The organism is Pseudomonas sp. S2_B10 (genome assembly GCF_054668425.1).
In genome coordinates, this window is record NZ_CP162768.1 from 3,566,599 (window position 1) to 3,586,907 (window position 20,309).

Sequence of the window (20,309 nt, forward strand, 5' to 3'; positions counted from 1 at the left end):
ATCAGTCCGCCCGGCGGCTAAAACCTCGGGCGGGGTGATCCTTTCGGAAAACGTGTGTATGATGCGGCAGCCGGGAAATTCCCGGCTTTTTTGCGTCTGCACGTTTGATTGCTGTTTTTGTTGCAGGCATCGGGTTTGAATAGCCCGAGCGTTTTTCGAGGAAAGTGATGGGCGAAGCCGCCAGCCGGCCTTTCGCTGCGTCGTTCATGCGCGTGCGTTTTGAACGACCCGGTCATTTTCTGCTTCACTCAAGGCTCGCCCTCGTGCTGGCCGCCCGGATCAAAGGGGAATGGCGTAATGGCAACGGTAGACCGCTGGCTGCTGCCAGATGGCATCGAAGAAGTACTGCCACCGGAGGCGGCGCGCATTGAAGTCGCGCGTCGTCAGGTGTTGGATCTGTTCCAGAGCTGGGGTTACGAGTTCGTCGTGACTCCCCATATCGAGTACCTGGAATCCCTGCTGACCGGCGCGGGCCAGGACCTGGATCTGCGTACCTTCAAGGTCATCGACCCGCAATCGGGCCGGCAGATGGGTTTCCGTGCCGACATCACACCGCAGGTGGCGCGTATCGATGCGCACACCCTGCGCCGCGAAGGCCCGAGCCGTCTGTGCTACGCAGGCAGTGTCCTGCACGCCCAGCCGCGTGCATTGTCGTCCTCGCGCAGCCCGATCCAGCTGGGCGCCGAGCTGTACGGCGACGCCAGCCCGAGCAGCGACGTCGAAGTCATCAGCCTGATGCTGGCCATGCTGCAACTGGCCGATGTGCCGGACGTGCACATGGACCTCGGGCATGTCGGCATCTACCGTGGTCTGGCGCGTGCCGCTGGTCTTTCCGGTGAAGTCGAGCAGCAGTTGTTCGATGCCCTGCAGCGCAAGGCCATCGATGAAGTGATTACCCTGACCGAAGGTCTCCCGGCCGATCTGTCGGGGATGCTGCGTGCCTTGGTTGATCTGTGCGGCGGCCGTGAAGTATTGAGCGCTGCCCGCGAGCGTCTGGCCAATGCGCCGGCGCCGGTGCTGGCGGCGCTGGAAGACCTGCTGGCGATCGCCGAGCGTCTTTCCGTGCGCTTCCCGCACCTGCCGCTGTATTTCGACCTCGGTGAGTTGCGCGGCTACCACTACCACACCGGTGTGGTGTTCGCGGTGTTCGTGCCGGGCGTTGGCCAGTCCATCGCTCAGGGCGGTCGTTACGATGACATCGGTGCCGACTTCGGTCGCGCCCGTCCGGCGACTGGTTTCTCTACCGATTTGAAAACCCTGGTGACCCTGGGGCGTGCTGAGATCGAGCTACCGTCTGGCGGTATCTGGATGCCTGACAGTACGGATGCGGCACTCTGGCAGCGGGTTTGCCAGTTGCGCAGTGAGGGTCAGCGTGTCGTTCAGGCCTTGCCTGGACAACCTTTGGCCGCCGCCCGTGATGCGGACTGCGACCGGCAATTGATTCAGCAGAACGGGCTTTGGCAAGTATCGCCACTGGCTTCTTGAGTTTTCCTGCCGGCCATCGCCGGCACCAAGTTTGCGCGAATGAGGACAAGTGTTATGGGTAAGAATGTCGTAGTCCTGGGCACCCAGTGGGGTGATGAGGGCAAAGGCAAGATCGTTGATCTGCTGACCGAACATGCTGCCGCCGTAGTGCGCTACCAGGGTGGCCACAACGCGGGTCACACGCTGGTGATCGACGGCGAGAAAACCGTCTTGCACCTGATTCCGTCGGGCGTGCTGCGCGAAGGCGTGCAATGCCTGATCGGCAACGGCGTGGTGGTTGCACCTGACGCCCTGCTGCGCGAGATCACCAAGCTGGAAGAGAAAGGCGTACCGGTGCGCGAGCGCTTGCGTATCAGCCCGTCCTGCCCGCTGATCCTGTCCTTCCACGTCGCGCTGGACCAGGCCCGTGAAAAGGCCCGTGGCGAGTTGAAGATCGGTACTACCGGTCGCGGCATCGGCCCGGCGTACGAAGATAAAGTTGCCCGTCGTGGCCTGCGCGTCGGCGACCTGCTGAACATGCCGCGCTTCGAAGACAAGCTGCGTGAACTGGTGGATTACCACAACTTCATGCTGGTCGGTTACTACAAAGAGCCAGCCATCGAATTCGAAAAGACCCTGGCCGAGTGCAAGGAATACGCTGAGCTGCTCAAGCCGCTGATGCTCGACGTGACCGCCGAGCTGCACGACCTGCGTCGTGCTGGCAAGGACATCATGTTCGAAGGCGCGCAAGGTTCGTTGCTCGACATCGACCACGGCACCTACCCGTACGTGACCAGCTCCAACACCACTGCGGGTGGCGTGGCGACCGGTTCGGGCGTTGGTCCGATGTTCCTCGACTACATCCTGGGCATCACCAAGGCTTACACCACTCGCGTCGGTTCCGGTCCGTTCCCGACCGAGCTGTTTGACGAAGTCGGTGCACACCTGGCCAAGCAGGGTCACGAGTTCGGCGCTACCACCGGCCGTGCCCGTCGCTGCGGCTGGTTTGACGCCGTCATCCTGCGTCGCGCTATCGATGTGAACAGCATCTCGGGCATCTGCCTGACCAAGCTGGACGTACTCGACGGTCTGGAAACCATCAACATCTGCGTCGGCTACAAAGACGCGCAAGGCAATGCTGTTGCCCCGACCGATGCTGACAGCTACGTAGGCCTGCAGCCTGTGTACGAAGAAGTGCCGGGCTGGAGCGAATCGACCGTGGGTGCAAAAACCCTGGAAGAGCTGCCGGCCAATGCTCGTGCCTACATCAAACGCGTTGAAGAGTTGATCGGCGCGCCGATCGACATTATTTCGACGGGCCCGGACCGCAACGAAACCATCGTTCTGCGTCATCCGTTTGCTTGATAAGTCGTTGATGTAAAAAACAAAGGCCCCTTAATCGGGGCCTTTGTCGTTTATGCCTGTTGGACGGCATGACCTTTGCTGTGAATCTGTCTACAAGAGTGCCATCAAATTAATGGCGTCAGAAGTAGAGGGATTTAAAGTGTCAGCCGTTCTCTCACTGTTACAAAGCCGTTTGTTGCGGCCGGTGTTCGTTACCCTTGGTATCGCCCTTTTGGTGCAGGTGTTGGTGGCGGTTGCCCTGACGCGGAGCACGGTCACCGCGCTGGAAGCCGATCTGGCCGTGCGCCTGGGTGCCGACAGCCAGAAGCTCTCCGGTGAGCTGGAGCAGGCCGGGCGTGAAGTCACTTCAAGTCTTGATGCGTTATCGGCCAGCACTCGTCAGCGCCTGACGGTCGGCCTGTCCGCGCGTCTGAAAGAAGAGCAGGCGCAGCTGCGAGCGACGCTGGAAAAGGATCTGAAGGATTCGGCCAACGACATGGCGCAGTTGCTTGCATCCGTAGCGCCGCGTGCCATGTGGGACAGCGACGTGCCGACGCTCTCGGAGTTCGCCCGCCGCGCCCAGCGCAATCCCAACGTGCTGTTCGTGGTGTATGACGACGCCACCGGCCAGCATCTGACCCGTTATCTCAACCGTGAAAACCCGATCAACAAGGCCTTGCTGGAAAAAGGTCAGGGCGAGCGCGCGCTGGATAAAGTGCTGGATGCGGCGAAGAATGATCCTTCGGTCTACTACCTCGAGGCCTCGATCAATCCCAACGGCGTGGAAATCGGCAAAGTGCTGATGGGTGTGTCCACGGCCTCGGTGGAAACCGATCTGGCCGAGCTCGACAAGCGCTTCCTGGCGCTGATTGCCAGCAGCGATCAATTGGTCGGCGACAGCCTCAAAGGCGCGGCGGCGGACAGCGCCAAAGCGATGCAGGCGCGTCTGCAATCGGCGCAGGGCACCGCTGGCGAAATGAAAGCCAACACCGCACAAACCGTTCAAGACGCTGCCGCGACACTGCGCTGGCGTATCGGCCTTGGCCTGGCACTGGTCGGTTGCGGCGTGCTGCTGTTGCTGGCCGTGGTGCTCGGTCATCGCGTGGTCAATCGCCTGAAAATGCTCAATGCGGCGATGGACGATCTGGCGGCGGGCGAGGGCGACCTGACCAAGCGTGTGCAGATCAACAGCAAGGATGAAATCGGCGACATGGCGTCGGCGGTCAATCGCTTCGTCGACAAGCTGCAGCCGATCGTGCGCGAGGCGGGCGATGTCGCGCAGCGCACTGGCGTGGAAATTGGCGCGATGACTTTGCGCAACGCTGGCGCCGATGCGGCTGCCGGAATGCAGCGCGATGAAGTTGCAGAAAGCCTGCGCGCGCTGTCGCAAATGGCAGACGAGGCGCAGTCGGAAAGTCAGGCAATGCAGGCGGCGCTCAAGCAGGTTGTCGATATTCGTCAGGCCACCGATGAGAACACCCGGACTTCGGCGAAGGTTGGCAGCCTGATCGAAGCGCTGGCCGGGCAGGTCGATACCGGGGCGAAGGTTATCGAGCGACTGGCGCAGCAGAGCGAGCAGATTGAGGTGGTGCTGACGGTGATTCACGGCATCGCCGAACAGACCAACCTGCTGGCATTGAACGCTGCGATCGAGGCGGCGCGGGCCGGTGAAACCGGGCGTGGGTTTGCCGTGGTGGCGGATGAAGTTCGTGCGCTGGCGAGCAAGACGCAAAGCTCCACGGGTGATATTCAAGCGCACATCGTCGCTCTGCAACAGGGCGCACGTGAGGCAGTCGAGGCGATTGGCCAGGCCGGACGGCAGGCCAGCGAAGGTTTGCTGGTCTTGCGCGACAGTGCGCGCTTGCAGCAATCGGTGCAGGCTTCGGTCGAGCAGGTGCATGCGGCGATCGGTCTGGCGACGCAAGCAGCAGCACATCAGGCGCAGGGTGCGCAGGCAGTGCGTGGGCGCGTCGAGACGATTCATGCACAGGCCGAGAAAGCGGCGCAGGCAGTGGTGGAAACCACGGCCAGTGGCAAGGTGCTGGATGGTCTGGCGGCGCAATTGAAAGCCAGCCTGGGGCAGTTCCGGGCCTGATGTAATCCGGGCTGGCTTCTTCGCGAGCAGGCTCGCTCCCACAGGGAAACTCAATCCATCGTGGGAGCGAGCCTGCTCGCGAAAACGGTATCAGCGGCTCAGATACATCCGTGTCGTCAGCAAGTACACAGGCAGCCCGGACACTACAATCAACAACGCCGCATAAGGTGCCGCCGCCGCAAACTCGACATTCGCTGTATGCGCCCAGACCTCGGTCGCTAATGTATTGAGTCCGGTAGGGCTGAGCAGCAACGTTGCCGTCAGTTCCTTCATCGCATCGAGAAACACCAGCGCAAACGCCGCGCCCAGTGCCGGGAAAATGATCGGTAATGTCACCCGGCAAAAAGCCGTGAACGACGATGCGCCCAAGGTCCGCGCCGCTTCTTCCAGCTGTGGCGCAGCCTTGTTCAGTGCCGTACGAATCGGCGCCTGCGCCAATGGCAGAAACAGCAGCGCATAGGCGATCAGCAGCAAGCCCGACGTCTGATACAGCACCGGCACGTAATGCAGGGCGAAATACACCAGCGTCAACGCAATCACCAGGCCCGGCAGCGCGTGCAGCAGATAAGGCAGGCGTTCGGCCCAGATTGCCAATTGGCCTTTGTAGCGCACCACCAGCAGCCCGACCGGCACTGCCAGCGCCAGGCACAACGCCGCGCCGCCCAACGACAATGCCAGCGATGACAGCAGCGCCTCAGTGATCGCTGCTACCGGGAATGCCGCCGACGAACCGACCGCCAGCCAGTAGGCCAACATGCCCAGCGGAACGCCGCTGCCGATAATCGCCAGCAACAGGCAATACAACTGACCTGCCGCAGCCCATGGCCCAAGCTTGACTTGCTCAGCCTGTCGCGCTGCACCTTGGCCGGTGCGCACATGCCGGCCCTTGCCGCGCACCCGCAGTTCCAGCCACAACAGCAGCAGGCACAGCGCCAGCAACACCGCCGAAAGCATCGCTGCGTTGGCGTTACTGAATTCCAGTTCGAATTGCTGGTAGATCGCCGTGGTAAAGGTCTGCAAACCGATGATCGACAGCGCGCCGAATTCCACCAGCATGTGCAGGGCAATCAGCAGCGAGCCGGCCAACAGCGATGGCCACAACAGCGGCAGGGTGACGCGGAAAAACACGCCCCAGCGATTCTGTCCCAATGTGCGGGCGGATTCTTCGAGAGAGGGATCGAGATTGCGCAGGGTCGCCGCGACTGGCAGGAAGATCAGCGGATACTTCGACAGGCTCATCACCAGAATCGCTCCGCCGAGGCCTTCGAACTGCGCACTCAGCGACACCCAGGTGAAGCTGCTGACAAACGCCGGCACCGCAAACGGCAGGCACAGGATCACGCCCCACAGGCGTCGACCCGGCAGATTGCTGCGTTCCAGTAGCCATGCCAGCGACAGGCCGATCACGGCGCAGGTGATCGTCACGCCGACCATCAGTGCCAAGGTGTTGCGCAACAGGCCAAACACATACGGGCGCCACAGCAAATGCAGCGCCTCGGCCCAGCCGGCCTGCCAGGCTTTCACCCCGACGTAGGCCAGTGGCAACAGGCTCAGTACCACCAGTAGCAATACCGGCAGCACCAGCCAGATCGACGGCCGCTTGCGCCTTGGCACATAACCCCCGCGCGCGGCGGGGGGCGATAACGATGCTGCCATCAGTTCAGGCCAACTTCGCGTTCCAGTTCCAGCGCTTCTTCAGCGTTGCCCAGATCCGCCGGGGTGACATTCGGCGCTTCCAGTTCGCTGAACGGCTTGAGACCGCGATCCGATTCCATGCCTTTGTGCAGCGGATATTCAGCGGTGGTCTGGGTGATCACGCGCTGACCTTCTTCGCTGGCCATGAAGGCGAGGAATTGCTGGGCTTCTTTTGGATGTTTGCTGGATTTCAGTACGGCAGCGCTGGACACGGTGATCAAGCCGCCAGCGTCGCCGCCGGTGAAGTAATGCAATTTGGAATCGAGCTTGCCCTTCTCGCGTTGCAGGGCGAACCAGTAGTAGTTGTTCACCAGTACGGTAGCGACTTCGCCGTTTTCCACCGCTTTGAGCGCGACCATGTTGTTGCTGTAGGTCTTGCCGAATGCGCGCAGGCCGGTCAGCCATTCTTCGGCGGCGTCACGACCGTGCAGCTTGATGATCGCTACGGCCTGCTCCTGGAAGGCGCCGCTGGTCGGAACGAAGCCGACCTTGCCCTGCCACTGCGGCTCGGAAAATTCCATCACCGATTTCGGCAGGTCTTTTTCATCGATCAGTTTCGGATTGAACGCGACCACGCGTACGCGGGCGGTAACGCCGATCCAGGTGCCATTGGCGGCGACGTATTTTTCCGGCAGAACTGCCAGCGTGGCGTCATCGGCCTTGGCCAGCAGACCCTGTTCGCCGAGGTTATTCAGCGGCGGCGACTCTTCGGTGTAGATCACATCGGCGGGGGAGCGGTCGCCTTCTTCGATGATCTGGCTGGCGAGCTGGTTGCTGCTGCCTTTGCGCACGTTGACGTGGATGCCGGTCTTGGCTTCGAAAGCCTTGGCAATCGCGTCGCCGACTTCCTTGTGCTGGCCGTTGTAGAGAGTCAGGGAAACCGCATCGGCAGCCTGGGTGAGGGGAGTGGCGAGTGCCAGGCCGAGGAGGGTGAAGGTCAGGCCTCGGCGCAGGGTATTTCGAAACGTCATTCGCAGGGTTCCTCACTGTCGCATTGCAAAAACTTGCAACAATGATAAACGATATTGTTTCTCATGTGCGCCTTGTGGGGCGACTGGCAGTCTTGTAGGGATGGCGAAATTCAGGAAGCCAGAAACGCAAAAACCCGCTTTCGCGGGTTTTTGTGAAATCCAAGGCGTGAACCTTGAATTTGAATTGGTGCCCAGAAGAAGACTCGAACTTCCACGACCGTAAGGTCACCAGCACCTGAAGCTGGCGTGTCTACCAATTTCACCATCTGGGCAATCATCGCAAGCGTTGCCGCTGTTGATGTGGCGCACTATACGGAGGCCTTTTTGATCTGTAAACCCCTGATTTGGTTTTAATAAATCAGTGTGAACAAAAGCTTTCCCGCAAATGCAAAAAACCCGCTTTCGCGGGTTTTGTGTGAGTCTTGAAACTGATCTAGTCTCAAACTCGAAATTGGTGCCCAGGAGAAGACTCGAACTTCCACGACCGTAAGGTCACCAGCACCTGAAGCTGGCGTGTCTACCAATTTCACCACCTGGGCATCATCGAAAGCGCTTGTGCGTCGTCGATGGCGCGCACTATACGGAGCGCCTTTTTAACTGTAAACCCCTACTGCAGAAAAAACTGAATTTTTTTACCAGCGGCGTTCAAAACCCTATCAGAGCGTCGATACAGGGCCATGCAAAGCCTTATAGAAGCGGAAATTTCCCGTTTCCCGGCGCCTATGCCAAACTAACCCGCATATAGACAAGGTGAAAACTCTCTAATGGCCGATTGGCAGTCCCTCGATCCCGAGGCCGCTCGTGAAGCGGAAAAATACGAAAACCCTATTCCCAGCCGCGAACTGATCCTGGCGCACCTCGCCGATCGGGGTTCGCCTGCTGCCCGCGAGCAACTGGTCGAAGAGTTTGGTCTGACCACCGAAGACCAGATCGAGGCCCTGCGCCGCCGCTTGCGCGCCATGGAGCGCGACGCTCAACTGATCTACACCCGCCGTGGCACTTACGCGCCGGTGGACAAGCTCGACCTGATCCTCGGCCGCATCAGCGGTCACCGTGACGGTTTCGGCTTCCTGGTGCCGGACGACGGCAGCGACGACCTGTTCATGAACCCGGCGCAAATGCGTCTGGTGTTCGACGGTGACCGCGCGCTGGCCAGGGTTTCCGGGCTCGACCGTCGTGGTCGCCGTGAAGGCGTGATCGTCGAAGTAGTTTCCCGCGCTCACGAAACCATCGTCGGCCGCTACTTCGAAGAAGGCGGCATCGGTTTCGTCGTTGCCGACAATCCGAAGATTCAGCAGGAAGTGCTGGTCACCCCGGGCCGCAACGCCAATGCGCAGATCGGTCAATTCGTCGAGGTGAAAATCACCCACTGGCCAACGCCGCGTTTCCAGCCGCAAGGCGATGTGGTCGAAGTGGTCGGCAACTACATGGCGCCGGGCATGGAAATCGATGTTGCCCTGCGCACCTACGATATCCCGCACGTCTGGCCTGAAGCGGTTGTGAAAGAAGCCGCCAAGCTCAAGCCGGAAGTTGAAGAAAAAGACAAAGAGAAGCGCATCGACCTGCGTCATCTGCCGTTCGTCACCATCGACGGCGAAGATGCCCGCGACTTCGACGATGCGGTCTACTGCGAAGCCAAACCGGGCAAGCTGCGTCTGTTCTCCGGTGGCTGGAAGTTGTACGTGGCGATTGCCGACGTTTCCAGTTACGTGAAGATCGGCTCGGCGCTGGACAACGAAGCTCAGGTTCGCGGCAACTCGGTGTACTTCCCCGAGCGCGTGATTCCGATGCTGCCGGAGCAACTGTCCAACGGCCTGTGCTCGCTGAACCCGCAAGTCGATCGTCTGGCCATGGTTTGCGAGATGACCATCTCCAAGTCCGGCGAAATGACCGACTACTGCTTCTATGAGGCGGTGATCCATTCCCACGCCCGTCTGACCTACAACAAGGTCAGCGCGATGCTGGAAACGCCGAAGGCTACCGAAGCGCGCAAATTGCGTGGCGAGTACACCGACGTCGTCCCGCACCTCAAGCAGCTCTACGCGTTGTACAAGGTATTGCTGGCCGCCCGTCATGTGCGTGGCGCGATCGATTTCGAAACCCAGGAAACCCGGATCATCTTCGGCTCCGAGCGCAAGATCGCGGAAATCCGTCCGACCGTGCGCAACGATGCGCACAAGCTGATCGAGGAGTGCATGCTGGCCGCCAACGTGGCCACTGCCGAATTCCTCAAGAAGCACGAAATCCCTGCGCTGTATCGCGTTCACGCCGGTCCGCCGCCAGAGCGTCTGGAAAAGCTGCGCGCGTTCCTTGGTGAGCTCGGCCTTTCCCTGCACAAGGGCAAGGACGGTCCGTCGCCGAAGGATTATCAGGCTTTGCTCGCGAGCATCAAGGATCGTCCGGATTTCCACCTGATCCAGACTGTGATGCTGCGTTCGTTGAGTCAGGCGGTGTACAGCGCTGAAAACGACGGCCACTTCGGCCTGAATTACGAAGCCTATACCCACTTCACTTCGCCGATCCGTCGTTACCCGGACCTGCTCACGCACCGCGCGATTCGCAGCGTGATCCATTCGAAACAGGACACCCCGCACGTTCGTCGTGCCGGTGCGATGACCATTCCGAAAGCGCGCATCTATCCGTACGACGAAGCGGCGCTGGAGCAGCTTGGCGAGCAGTGCTCGATGAGCGAGCGCCGTGCCGACGAGGCGACCCGCGACGTGGTGAACTGGCTCAAGTGCGAGTTCATGAAGGATCGCGTGGGCGAATCGTTCCCGGGCGTGATCACCGCAGTGACCGGTTTTGGTCTGTTCGTCGAGCTGACCGATATCTACGTCGAAGGCCTGGTGCACGTCACCGCATTGCCGGGCGATTACTACCACTTCGATCCTGTGCATCACCGCTTGGCGGGCGAGCGCACCGGTCGCAGTTTCCGTCTTGGCGACACCGTTGAAGTACGCGTCATGCGCGTCGACCTCGATGAGCGCAAGATCGACTTCGAGATGGCCGAGAAAACCATCAGCGCGCCGATTGGTCGCAAGAAACGTGGCGCCGAAACCGCTGCGCCTGCTGCCAAGGCTGCGGAAGAAAAGGCTCCAGCGAAAACCGCCAGCCGTCGTCCGGCCAAGGAAAAGGTCGCCGAAGCCTATCGCCCGAGCGATGCCGTGGCGAAAAACGCCGAGCTGCGCAAAAGCCGTGAATTGAAGAAGGCCTTGCTGGCCGATGCGAAAAACGGTGGTAAAGCGGCGTCCGGGGGAAAGACCGGACGGTCGGCGCCTGACAGGTCGACCGACGGCAAGCCAGCCAAGCCGAGCAAACACCGTAAGGGCCCGCCAAAAGCGGGTTCCGCTCCAGCCAAAAGTGGCGGGGCGCGTAAACCGAAGGCGAAGTCATGAGTCAGTTGGAAAAAATCTACGGCGTTCACGCGGTAGAAGCGTTGCTGCGTCACCACCCCAAGCGCGTCAAGCAGATCTGGCTGGCGGAAAGCCGCAACGATCCGCGCGTGCAGACGCTGGTCGAGCTGGCCAATGAAAACCGTGTTCAGGTCGGCCAGGCCGAGCGTCGCGAAATGGACGCCTGGGTTGAAGGCGTGCATCAGGGCGTTGTGGCTGAAGTCAGCCCGAGTCAGGTCTGGGGCGAGGCGATGCTCGACGAGTTGCTCGATCGCACCGAAGGCGCGCCGCTGTTGCTGGTGCTCGACGGTGTGACCGATCCGCACAACCTCGGCGCCTGCCTGCGTTCGGCCGATGCGGCCGGTGCGCTGGCGGTGATCGTGCCGAAAGACAAGTCGGCCACGCTGACCCCGGTGGTGCGTAAAGTCGCCTGCGGCGCGGCGGAAGTGATCCCGCTGGTGGCCGTGACCAACCTGGCGCGCACGTTGGAAAAACTTCAGCAGCGCGGTTTGTGGGTAGTCGGCACCGCTGGTGAAGCCGAGGTCAGCATTTATGACCAGGACCTGACCGGCCCGACCATTCTGATCATGGGCGCCGAAGGCAAAGGCATGCGTCGCCTGACCCGCGAGCACTGCGACTATCTGGTGAACCTGCCGATGGCCGGCAGCGTCAGCAGCCTCAACGTCTCGGTCGCCACCGGCGTGTGCCTGTTCGAAGCCCAGCGCCAGCGCGGTGCGAAGGCCAAGGCTGCCGCGAAGAAATAAGCTTCACGCAATCAACTGTGGGAGCGAGCCTGCTCGCGAAGAGGGAGTGTCAGTCGACGTCATTGTTGCCTGGCAGGCCGCATTCGCGAGCAGGCTCGCTCCCACATTCGTTTACGGTGTCTGGAAGATCGGTGGTTGTTCAAATATTCACCAATTGCCTTGCGCGCCCGCAGTCCCTTCTCTACAATTGCGCCCCTTGCTGTGACGGCAGGCACGCATGTGCCCCGCGCCAGCAAGTCCATAAGTGTCATTCACTCCTTGTCTGACCGTTTTTGAGCGGCAGGCTACAACCCGTAAGGAGCATTCATGCGTCATTACGAAATCATCTTTCTGGTCCACCCGGATCAGAGCGAGCAAGTCGGCGGCATGGTTGAGCGTTACACCAAGCTGATCGAAGAAGACGGCGGCAAAATCCACCGTCTGGAAGACTGGGGCCGTCGTCAACTGGCCTACGCAATCAACAATGTTCACAAGGCTCACTACGTGATGCTGAACGTTGAGTGCACTGGCAAGGCCCTGGCCGAGCTGGAAGACAACTTCCGCTACAACGATGCAGTGATCCGTAACCTGGTCATCCGTCGCGACGAAGCCGTTACCGGCCAGTCCGAGATGCTCAAGGCTGAAGAAAACCGCAGTGAGCGCCGTGAGCGTCGCGACCGTCCTGAGCACGAAGGCGCCGAAGGCACCGACAGTGATGACAGCGACAACAGCGATAACGCTGACGAGTAATCCACGGACCTTATTAAGGAGCCTATCAAATGGCACGTTTCTTCCGTCGTCGTAAATTCTGCCGCTTCACCGCTGAAGACGTGAAAGAGATCGACTACAAAGATCTCAACACTCTGAAAGCTTACGTATCCGAGACCGGCAAAATCGTTCCAAGCCGCATCACCGGTACCAAAGCTCGTTATCAGCGTCAGCTGGCCACCGCTATCAAGCGCGCCCGCTTCCTGGCCCTGCTGGCCTACACCGACAGCCACGGCCGCTGAGACCGGGCAGTCGACAAGTAGCAAAGGATTGAATGCATGCGCGCCTTAGCTGAGTTCATCATGCGAGGCCGAATGCAGGCCACTCTCGTGGTGGCCGGATGTGCAACATTGCCGTTGTTGTATTGGTTGGGTGCTGCCGCCGGGAGCCTTGTGCTGCTGCGGCGCGGATTGACGGACGCCCTTGGCGTTCTGTCGCTGGGACTGCTGCCGGCCTTGATCTGGTGGCTGTATGCCGACGACCCACGGGCACTTCTGGTGCTGCTGGGGTCTTCGGGGCTTGCGTTGGTTTTGCGCGCAAGCGAATCCTGGGTCCGCACGCTGCTGGTCAGCGTAGTGATCGGCGTGGTGTTTTCAGTGGTGCTCGGGGTCGCGTTTGCGGCTCAGATCGAGATGCTTGCACAGGCCCTTATAAAGGTCATGCCGGCACTTCTCGGTGAGACCTACAAGCAATTGTCGGTCGATGAGCAAGCGCGTTTCGCGTCCCTGATTGCACCGGTCCTGACCGGACTGATTGCGGCCTTGTTGCAGATCGTCAGCGTGCTGAGCCTGATTGTCGGGCGGCATTGGCAGGCGTTGTTGTACAACCCGGGTGGTTTCGGTCGCGAGTTTCGCGCCATCCGCATCCCGCTGGGGCCGGCGATGTTACTGCTGGCGTTGATGCTTCTGGGCCCGAATCTCGGCGCACAGATGGCCATGTTGACGCCGTTGTGCAGTGTACCGCTGGTGTTCGCCGGGCTGGCCCTGATTCACGGGCTGGTCGGGCAGAAGCGACTGGCCGGTTTCTGGCTGGTGGGGTTGTACGTCACGCTGCTGTTGTTCATGCAGCTGATCTATCCGTTGCTCGTGGTTCTGGCCATTGTCGACAGCCTGATTGATTTTCGCGGTCGTCACGTGTCGAAAGACACCGACAGCGCGAACGGTGAAGGTTAAAAGTTAGAGGATTTTCACATGCAACTGATCCTTCTGGAAAAAATCGCCAACCTGGGCAACCTGGGCGACAAAGTAAACGTTAAGGCCGGTTACGGCCGTAACTACCTGCTGCCTTTCGGCAAGGCTACCGCTGCGACCGCTGCCAACCTGGCTGCGTTCGAAGAGCGTCGCGCCGAGCTGGAAAAAGCCGCCGCAGACCGTAAGGCATCGGCTGAAAGCCGTGCTGCCCAACTGGCCGAGCTGGAAGTGACCATCACTGCCACCGCTGGCGACGAAGGCAAGCTGTTCGGTTCGATCGGTACTCACGACATCGCTGACGCACTGACCGCCTCCGGCGTTGAAGTGCAGAAGAGCGAAGTTCGTCTGCCGAACGGCACCATCCGCAACGTGGGTGAATTCGACGTGGCCGTGCACCTGCACGCCGAAGTTGAAGCCACCGTACGCGTTGTCGTGGTAGCAGCTTAAGCAACACGGATCGGCTGGCGGCTTGTCCGTCAGACGGTTAACATCGGGCACGATCCTGTTTACAGGTCGTGCCCTTTGTCTTTCTGAATTCCCTGCTTTTCACTAATACTCAAGTGGCCATGAACGATATCTCCGCTCCCGAGCAATACGATCTGCAAACCGCTGCCCTGAAGGTGCCGCCGCATTCCATCGAGGCCGAACAGGCCGTACTCGGTGGTCTGATGCTGGACAACAACGCTTGGGAACGCGTGCTCGATCAAGTCTCCGATGGCGATTTCTATCGACATGACCACCGTCTGATCTTCCGAGCGATCGCCAAACTGGCTGATCAGAACTCGCCGATCGACGTCGTGACCCTTGCCGAACAGCTGGACAAGGAAGGTCAGACTTCGCAAGTCGGCGGCCTCGGCTATCTGGGCGAACTGGCGAAAAACACCCCGTCCGTCGCCAACATCAAGGCCTATGCGCAGATCGTCCGCCAGCGTGCGACGTTGCGCCAACTGATCGGCATCAGTACCGAGATTGCCGACAGCGCCTTCAACCCCGAAGGCCGCACCGCCGAAGAGATCCTCGATGAAGCCGAACGGCAGATCTTCCAGATCGCCGAAGCGCGGCCGAAGACCGGCGGCCCGGTCGGCGTCAATGAGTTGCTGACCAAGGCCATCGACCGGATCGATACCCTGTTCAACACCGCCGACGCCATCACCGGTCTGTCTACGGGTTACACCGACCTCGATGAAAAGACCAGCGGCTTGCAGCCGTCCGACCTGATTATCGTCGCCGGCCGTCCGTCGATGGGTAAAACCACCTTCGCGATGAACCTGGTGGAAAACGCCGTGTTGCGCAGCGAAAAGGCTGTCCTGGTTTACTCCCTCGAGATGCCAGGCGAATCGCTGATCATGCGTATGCTGTCTTCGCTCGGCCGAATCGACCAGACCAAGGTGCGTTCCGGCCAGCTCGAAGATGACGACTGGCCGCGCCTGACGTCAGCGGTGAACCTGCTCAACGATCGCAAACTGTTCATCGATGACACCGCCGGTATCAGCCCTTCGGAAATGCGCGCGCGGACCCGGCGTCTGGTGCGTGAGCACGGCGATGTCGGCTTGATCATGATCGACTACCTGCAACTGATGCAGATCCCCGGTTCCAGCGGTGACAACCGCACCAACGAAATTTCCGAGATTTCGCGATCGCTGAAAGCGCTGGCCAAGGAATTCAACTGCCCGGTAGTCGCCCTGTCGCAGCTCAACCGCTCCCTCGAACAACGCCCCAACAAACGCCCGGTCAACTCCGACTTGCGCGAATCCGGAGCGATCGAGCAGGACGCCGACGTGATCATGTTCGTTTATCGCGACGAGGTGTATCACCCGGAAACCGAGCACAAGGGCATTGCCGAAATCATCATCGGCAAACAGCGTAACGGCCCGATCGGGTTTATTCGGCTGGCGTTCATCGGCAAGTACACGCGCTTCGAAAACCTCGCGCCGGGCAGTTACAACTTCGACGACGACGAGTAACAGCAGACCGGATCATCCGGCCTGCTGTCGTGGTCGGTTTCAATCGGCCGAAGCTGCCGTCTCGCTGCTTGCAGTTGTTTCGACTCCGTCACCGGGGCGAATTTCCTCGCGGGTCAGTGCCTGGATCAGCGTCGCTTCGCTGATGGCCAGCTGTGCTGTGACGTCATTGGTTTGCGCCTGATATTCGGTTTCGGTCAGGGCATTTGTCGCGGACTGCGCGTCCAGTGCGGCCTGTTTCTGTTGATAGGGCTGACGTGCGGCGTCGAACCGGGACGAGTATTTGTGCGTGATGAAGTCCTGCCAGAAATCCATCGATACCAGAGCCTGAAACTCATCGGGGGAGTCGTTCAAGGCGATGACCTTTCGGTAGGCCACTTCCAGCATCGGCGATGTGACGCCGGCCATGCCGATAAAGGACAGTGTCTGCGGCTGAAACGGTAACTGCAGCCGATCCTTGAGCCCAAAGCGGTAGGCCATCGTCATCTCGTGCGGGTCGCGCAAGCGCAGCTGATGGATATTGCGCTCCCTCGCTGAAGTTTGCGGATCGTCGACGATTGCCCTGCTCGCAGCGATTTCGGCTGCGGCCAGATCATCGACCTGTCTGAGTCTGAACAGGCTTCTGGACAGGTCCACCAATCGAGCACCATCGCCGTCTTGCCTCGCCTGCATTCGCGCCTTGTGCGTCATGGTCAGTACTTGCATGTCTGTAAACGTGGCAGCGGCAAGGTCAGTGCAGCCAGCCTCGCAGGCGCGATCAAAAACGTCTCTGCGCAGCGCACGTGTCTGCACGCTGTTCTCGCTGATCGCATCGACCACGTCCCAGATCTGTCGGCGGAAATCGGCATGGTGGGCGAGCTTGGAAATGATGTTGAAAAAGCCATCTGAGCCCACCTGTGCTTTGAGCCTGTTCAATTGCTCGGCGCGAATCATCGCCTCGTCTGCCGTCATGCCGACGGTCAACTGCGGATAGACCGAAACAGAGTTCGTTGCCACTGCTTGCGGGTGGGCTGCCGAAACAGAAGTCGTCAGCAGGTTCAATGGATTGTAGAGCGATGCTGCGGAGCGGTTCAGCCATTCACCGTAGCCGGCCAGGCGTTCTCGTGTGTATGCGCTCAGGGGATTACCGCTTATCTGAGTGCCACTGTTGACCTGAATCGAATGCGTCAGGCGATCCGCTGCCGGTGCGACGACAAAGTCGGGCAGACTCGTGATCCGGTTGTCGTTCAGATGGACCTTGCCCAGCAGGGGCTGATCGAACAGTCCGGTTGGCCAGCTTTCGATGCCCGTATTGGACATGTCGACCTCGCGCATGTCAGTGATCGCACTGAAATCCGGGCTCACGCTCAAGTGCGGGTTGTCGTGAATCCACAAGGCCCTCAGAGTGGTTCTCCCGGCCAGTATCTGCGCGGTCTCGGCGGTGAGTTCCAGTTGATTGCCCTGCAGGAACAACCGCGTCATCCCGTGCATCTCGCCGATGGCCGGAGGAAGATCCCTGAGTCGATTGTTCGCCATGTTCAGCCAGCGCAAATGCCGGAAGCGGGTCAGGAAACCTTCCGGGGATTCGGTGAGATTCATGTTGTTGAGTTTGAGTGAGCCGACATGGCTGAAGTCGCTGCTCAGATCCGGCAGGGTTGGCAGTGTCAAACCGCTCAAATCCAGTTCAAGACCTATCGGCGTGCCGTCGAAGGCGTGTTGCTCGGGCGTTTCACGTCGCCAGCAACTGATGATCCGGTCACGTGCCTCGATGCGCTCATTGCGGGTTTGAGTGTTGGCGTGCAATTGATTGACGCGGATATAGCGCAGACGATTGCTGCCTCCGGAAAAAACCCAGTCATCCAACTGGTTTTTCAGCACGGCGAAATCCTGCTCGAGCGCCAACAGCCTGGTCGCGACAGTGCCCTTGTCTTGGCTCCAGATAAAATCCCGGCAGGCCTTGATGCTTTTGCCCGGAAACAGTCTTCGGTAGCGTTGCGCTCGCGAGTTCTCAGTATCGAATACGGCGGGGTGGGCTGGAGTCATCAACTCGGGATGCAGTTCATTGAGTCTTCGCCAGTAGCCATCGAACTTTCTCCAGTAAGGCGAAGGGAAGTCGTTGCCCTCAATCAGCGTGCGGTTGTTGATCCGCGCGACCACGGCCAATTGATCGGCAGGCGGGTTGATATGCGCGTCGGGGACGTTGCGCAGTTTATTGTTGCTGAGGTCGACGCCGGTCAAGGTGGTCTTGTCAGCCAGCCCGAGGGGCCACTCGCTGATTCCGGTGTTCCTCAGCTCCAGTGTCTGCAGTCCGGACATCGCGCTGAAATCGGGCGGTATCTGCAGTGGGTTGTCAGAGAGCTTGACGGTAACCAGCTGATGCAATGCACTCAATGCACCAGCGCTGTGCTCATCGAGTTTTATCTGGTTTTCAGTCAGATTGAGGTGGGCGAGCCGGCTCATCCCGCTGATGGCTGCGGGCAATTTTTTCAGGCCGGAGCGGGTGATCGTCAGAATGTCCAGATCAGGCAACCGCGACAGGAACGTGTCGGCAGTGTCGGACCAGACGACGTTATTGAGGATGAGCATTTTCAACCGACTGAAGTCGGCAGTCAGTGACGGTAGCGGTCCGTTCACTGCTGGCAGCATGAGCGACGTCGATTCCTGGAGCCAGCAGTCCTTGATAGTCCGGGCAATGTATTCTGCCCGAAGCTTTTCCTGGCCGGCGGCGCTGGATGCTGCCGACGTGCTGTCGGCGACGTAAGCCTGCAGCTGTGCGTCGAGCACCTTGAACTCCTCGAAACGCCGGCTGATCGTGGCTTCTGCATCATCCCCCAGACCGATCAGGTATTCCCGGGCAGTTTGCGGGGTTCTCTCTGGATGCATCTGCAGCAGCATGGCGACTTCTGGAATGTCGCCATCAATCCGGAATGCAGCCGTGCGTGCGCTGGTGATCAGTGCCGGGTATTGCGCCGTAACCCGCTGCCAATAGACTTCCAGTCGCCGCCAATAACCGCTGGCGAAGGGATTGCCTTCGATCAGGGTGACGCGGTTGATGTTGGCGATGTCGAGCAACTGATCACTCGCCGGATTGATGATTGCCTGCGGAATTTCGCGCAATCGGTTGTCGCGCAGATCGATTGACTCTATCGCTAGCTGATCTCGCAGCCCCGTTGGCCATTCATCCAGCCCGGTGTTGCGCAGACTCACGGTCTTGAGCTGGAGCATGCCGCTGAAGTCCAGGGTCTTGCCCAGCGGGTTGTCCGACAGATCAAGGTTTTCCAGTTGGCTGAGCGAAGCCAGCTCGCCGGCGGTTTGCTCGCTCAGTTCAATGCGGTTCGCTCGCAGGTCCAGTTCCTTCAGGCCGGGCATCTGCGTGAGATTCGCCGGCGGTGTATCGAGCGCCGAAGCGTTGATTTTCAAGCGTTCAAGGGCTGTGAACCCCTTGAGAAAAGTTTCGCACCCCGCCGACCATGCCACCGCCTGCAAGTGCAGCGTGCGTACATGGCTGAAATCTGCCGAGAGCGCAGCGATGCCGGCGCCGCCAAGATCCAGCTGCAGCGTTGTTCCCGTCTGCCGTTTCCAGCAACGCTTGATCTCTTGCGCGGCGCGCTCCACCGAGGGATGGGCCGCCCCGCCGGCCAGCGTACTGGTCTTCAGCCACGTCGCGAGTTCCAGCTTCAAGGTCTTGTATTCAGTCTCGACGCGGGTCAAGAAGCCTTGTACATCGTCGCTGTGGGGGCTCAGCAGCGTGCGGATCTGCTCGCTGTCCAGAGAGGGATAAAGTTTTCGCAGTCGCGATTGTGGCGTGCGCAGTCGGTTGAACGCGGTGTTGAGCCGTTCCCGCAGCCCCGGTGAAGCCGGTTGGTCGGGACTGCCACGCTGCATTCCGCCGGCTCCGCCGACTAAGATGCCTTGCCAGCCCTGACGGGCATCGAACACCACAGGCTCTGATCTGCCCGGGCGCGTAGCGCTGTAGATGTTGTCGATGTCGGCGGCGACAGGATCTTGCGGGCGAACGATGCGCATCACTTCGGCCAGAGGCGTCGACGCATCGGAATCGTACAGGACCTGATAGCCGTGATTATCGATCACTGCATAGAGCTTGCCGTCATGGCGGTGCAGCCCGTCGCTGTCGGGTGAGCTGGTGCTGAAGTCGAGCGGCGTGCGAAACGCCTGCAGACGCGCCCCCGATAAAGCGAAGGTGCTTGGTTGCGAAAACTCCAGCGCATGCCATCGCCCACTCTCGGGGTCGTGCAGCATCAGCGGTCCGGAGGGGATCGATTCACTGGCCAGCCTGGCGCGCCAGAGGCCGCTCTGCGCATCCTTGCCCACCTGCACGAAGCCACCATCGGTCATTTCCACGTAATGGCGGCCCTTGAATGTTCTCAGGCCTTCAGCGTCGGCATCGGGCAAGCCGATCGTTGCACTGAGCCGGTAATGCTCAGGCGGGTGGCCCACATGAGCGAAGGCGTCATGCATTGAAGCAATCGCCTGCACTGTGACGTTGGGAGCAGGAACGATTGCATCAGGATCGATACCGTCTGTGGGCCTGTTCGCGCGGATTGACGGGCCGCTCAACGTGGTCGGATCCAGGCCGGGGCGCGGGGTCAGGTTGAGGCGTGGCGGGGGCGTATCCATGGATGTGTCCGGTCGAATATGTGAATGACCGGGAAGCGTCACTTTCGACGGCGGTTTGCTTGGCATGTC

Annotated in this window: 14 protein-coding genes and 2 tRNA genes; 10 read left to right on the plus strand and 6 right to left on the minus strand. The window is 60.2% G+C overall.

Features of this window, described 5'->3' with window-relative positions:
- Position 1 precedes the first annotated feature (1 nt).
- Positions 2–208, minus strand: coding sequence for a hypothetical protein (locus AB4O45_RS15950; protein WP_150638270.1), 207 nt, complete (start codon positions 206–208; stop codon positions 2–4).
- A gap of 89 nt (positions 209–297) precedes the next feature.
- Here AB4O45_RS15950 and AB4O45_RS15955 point away from each other — a divergent pair, with 89 nt between their 5' ends.
- From AB4O45_RS15955 to AB4O45_RS15965, 3 genes are all read left to right on the plus strand, one after another.
- Positions 298–1,485 (plus strand): ATP phosphoribosyltransferase regulatory subunit, encoded by a 1,188-nt coding sequence (locus tag AB4O45_RS15955; protein WP_460160290.1) that lies wholly within the window; start codon positions 298–300, stop codon positions 1,483–1,485.
- Between the two features lie 54 nt (positions 1,486–1,539).
- Positions 1,540–2,829 (plus strand): adenylosuccinate synthase, encoded by a 1,290-nt coding sequence (locus AB4O45_RS15960; RefSeq protein WP_016771943.1) that lies wholly within the window; start codon positions 1,540–1,542, stop codon positions 2,827–2,829.
- A gap of 139 nt (positions 2,830–2,968) precedes the next feature.
- The gene (locus tag AB4O45_RS15965) at positions 2,969–4,903 is read left to right on the plus strand and encodes a methyl-accepting chemotaxis protein (protein WP_217851188.1); all 1,935 of its coding nucleotides are present in this window, start codon (positions 2,969–2,971) and stop codon (positions 4,901–4,903) included.
- A gap of 90 nt (positions 4,904–4,993) precedes the next feature.
- Here AB4O45_RS15965 and AB4O45_RS15970 read toward each other — a convergent pair whose 3' ends face one another.
- The 4 genes from AB4O45_RS15970 to AB4O45_RS15985 form a co-directional block, all read right to left on the minus strand.
- Positions 4,994–6,559: an ABC transporter permease gene (locus tag AB4O45_RS15970; protein ID WP_150741662.1), complete on the minus strand. Its 1,566-nt coding sequence runs from the start codon at positions 6,557–6,559 to the stop codon at positions 4,994–4,996.
- On the minus strand, positions 6,559–7,569 hold the full coding sequence (locus tag AB4O45_RS15975) for an extracellular solute-binding protein (protein ID WP_016771941.1): 1,011 nt from the start codon (positions 7,567–7,569) through the stop codon (positions 6,559–6,561). Before AB4O45_RS15975 ends, AB4O45_RS15970 begins: the two co-directional genes overlap by 1 nt.
- A 185-nt stretch (positions 7,570–7,754) precedes the next feature.
- Positions 7,755–7,841: transfer RNA gene (locus AB4O45_RS15980), tRNA-Leu, on the minus strand.
- A gap of 180 nt (positions 7,842–8,021) precedes the next feature.
- Positions 8,022–8,108, minus strand: a tRNA-Leu gene (locus AB4O45_RS15985).
- Between the two features lie 225 nt (positions 8,109–8,333).
- On the opposite strand from AB4O45_RS15985, the gene rnr reads away from it, so the two are divergent.
- From rnr to dnaB, 7 genes are all read left to right on the plus strand, one after another.
- Entirely contained in the window at positions 8,334–10,964 is a 2,631-nt protein-coding gene (gene rnr, locus AB4O45_RS15990; protein WP_460160291.1) for a ribonuclease R, read from the plus strand.
- Positions 10,961–11,725, plus strand: coding sequence for a 23S rRNA (guanosine(2251)-2'-O)-methyltransferase RlmB (gene rlmB / locus AB4O45_RS15995; protein WP_024011372.1), 765 nt, complete (start codon positions 10,961–10,963; stop codon positions 11,723–11,725). The genes rnr and rlmB overlap by 4 nt, the downstream gene beginning before the upstream one ends.
- A gap of 306 nt (positions 11,726–12,031) precedes the next feature.
- Entirely contained in the window at positions 12,032–12,454 is a 423-nt protein-coding gene (rpsF, locus tag AB4O45_RS16000) for a 30S ribosomal protein S6 (RefSeq protein ID WP_016771938.1), read from the plus strand.
- 29 nt (positions 12,455–12,483) lie between these two features.
- Entirely contained in the window at positions 12,484–12,714 is a 231-nt protein-coding gene (gene rpsR / locus AB4O45_RS16005; RefSeq protein ID WP_002551829.1) for a 30S ribosomal protein S18, read from the plus strand.
- 36 nt (positions 12,715–12,750) lie between these two features.
- Positions 12,751–13,644 carry a hypothetical protein gene (locus tag AB4O45_RS16010; RefSeq protein ID WP_016771937.1) on the plus strand — a complete coding sequence of 298 codons (894 nt, stop codon included), beginning with the start codon at positions 12,751–12,753 and terminating at the stop codon, positions 13,642–13,644.
- An 18-nt stretch (positions 13,645–13,662) separates the two neighbouring features.
- Positions 13,663–14,109 carry a 50S ribosomal protein L9 gene (gene rplI, locus AB4O45_RS16015; RefSeq protein ID WP_003221136.1) on the plus strand — a complete coding sequence of 149 codons (447 nt, stop codon included), beginning with the start codon at positions 13,663–13,665 and terminating at the stop codon, positions 14,107–14,109.
- Positions 14,110–14,228: 119 nt separating this feature from the next.
- Positions 14,229–15,626 carry a replicative DNA helicase gene (gene dnaB / locus AB4O45_RS16020; protein ID WP_016771936.1) on the plus strand — a complete coding sequence of 466 codons (1,398 nt, stop codon included), beginning with the start codon at positions 14,229–14,231 and terminating at the stop codon, positions 15,624–15,626.
- Between the two features lie 39 nt (positions 15,627–15,665).
- Here the strand turns inward: dnaB and AB4O45_RS16025 are convergent, their stop codons facing one another.
- Entirely contained in the window at positions 15,666–20,306 is a 4,641-nt protein-coding gene (locus AB4O45_RS16025) for an NEL-type E3 ubiquitin ligase domain-containing protein (protein WP_460160292.1), read from the minus strand.
- Positions 20,307–20,309: the final 3 nt, after the last annotated feature.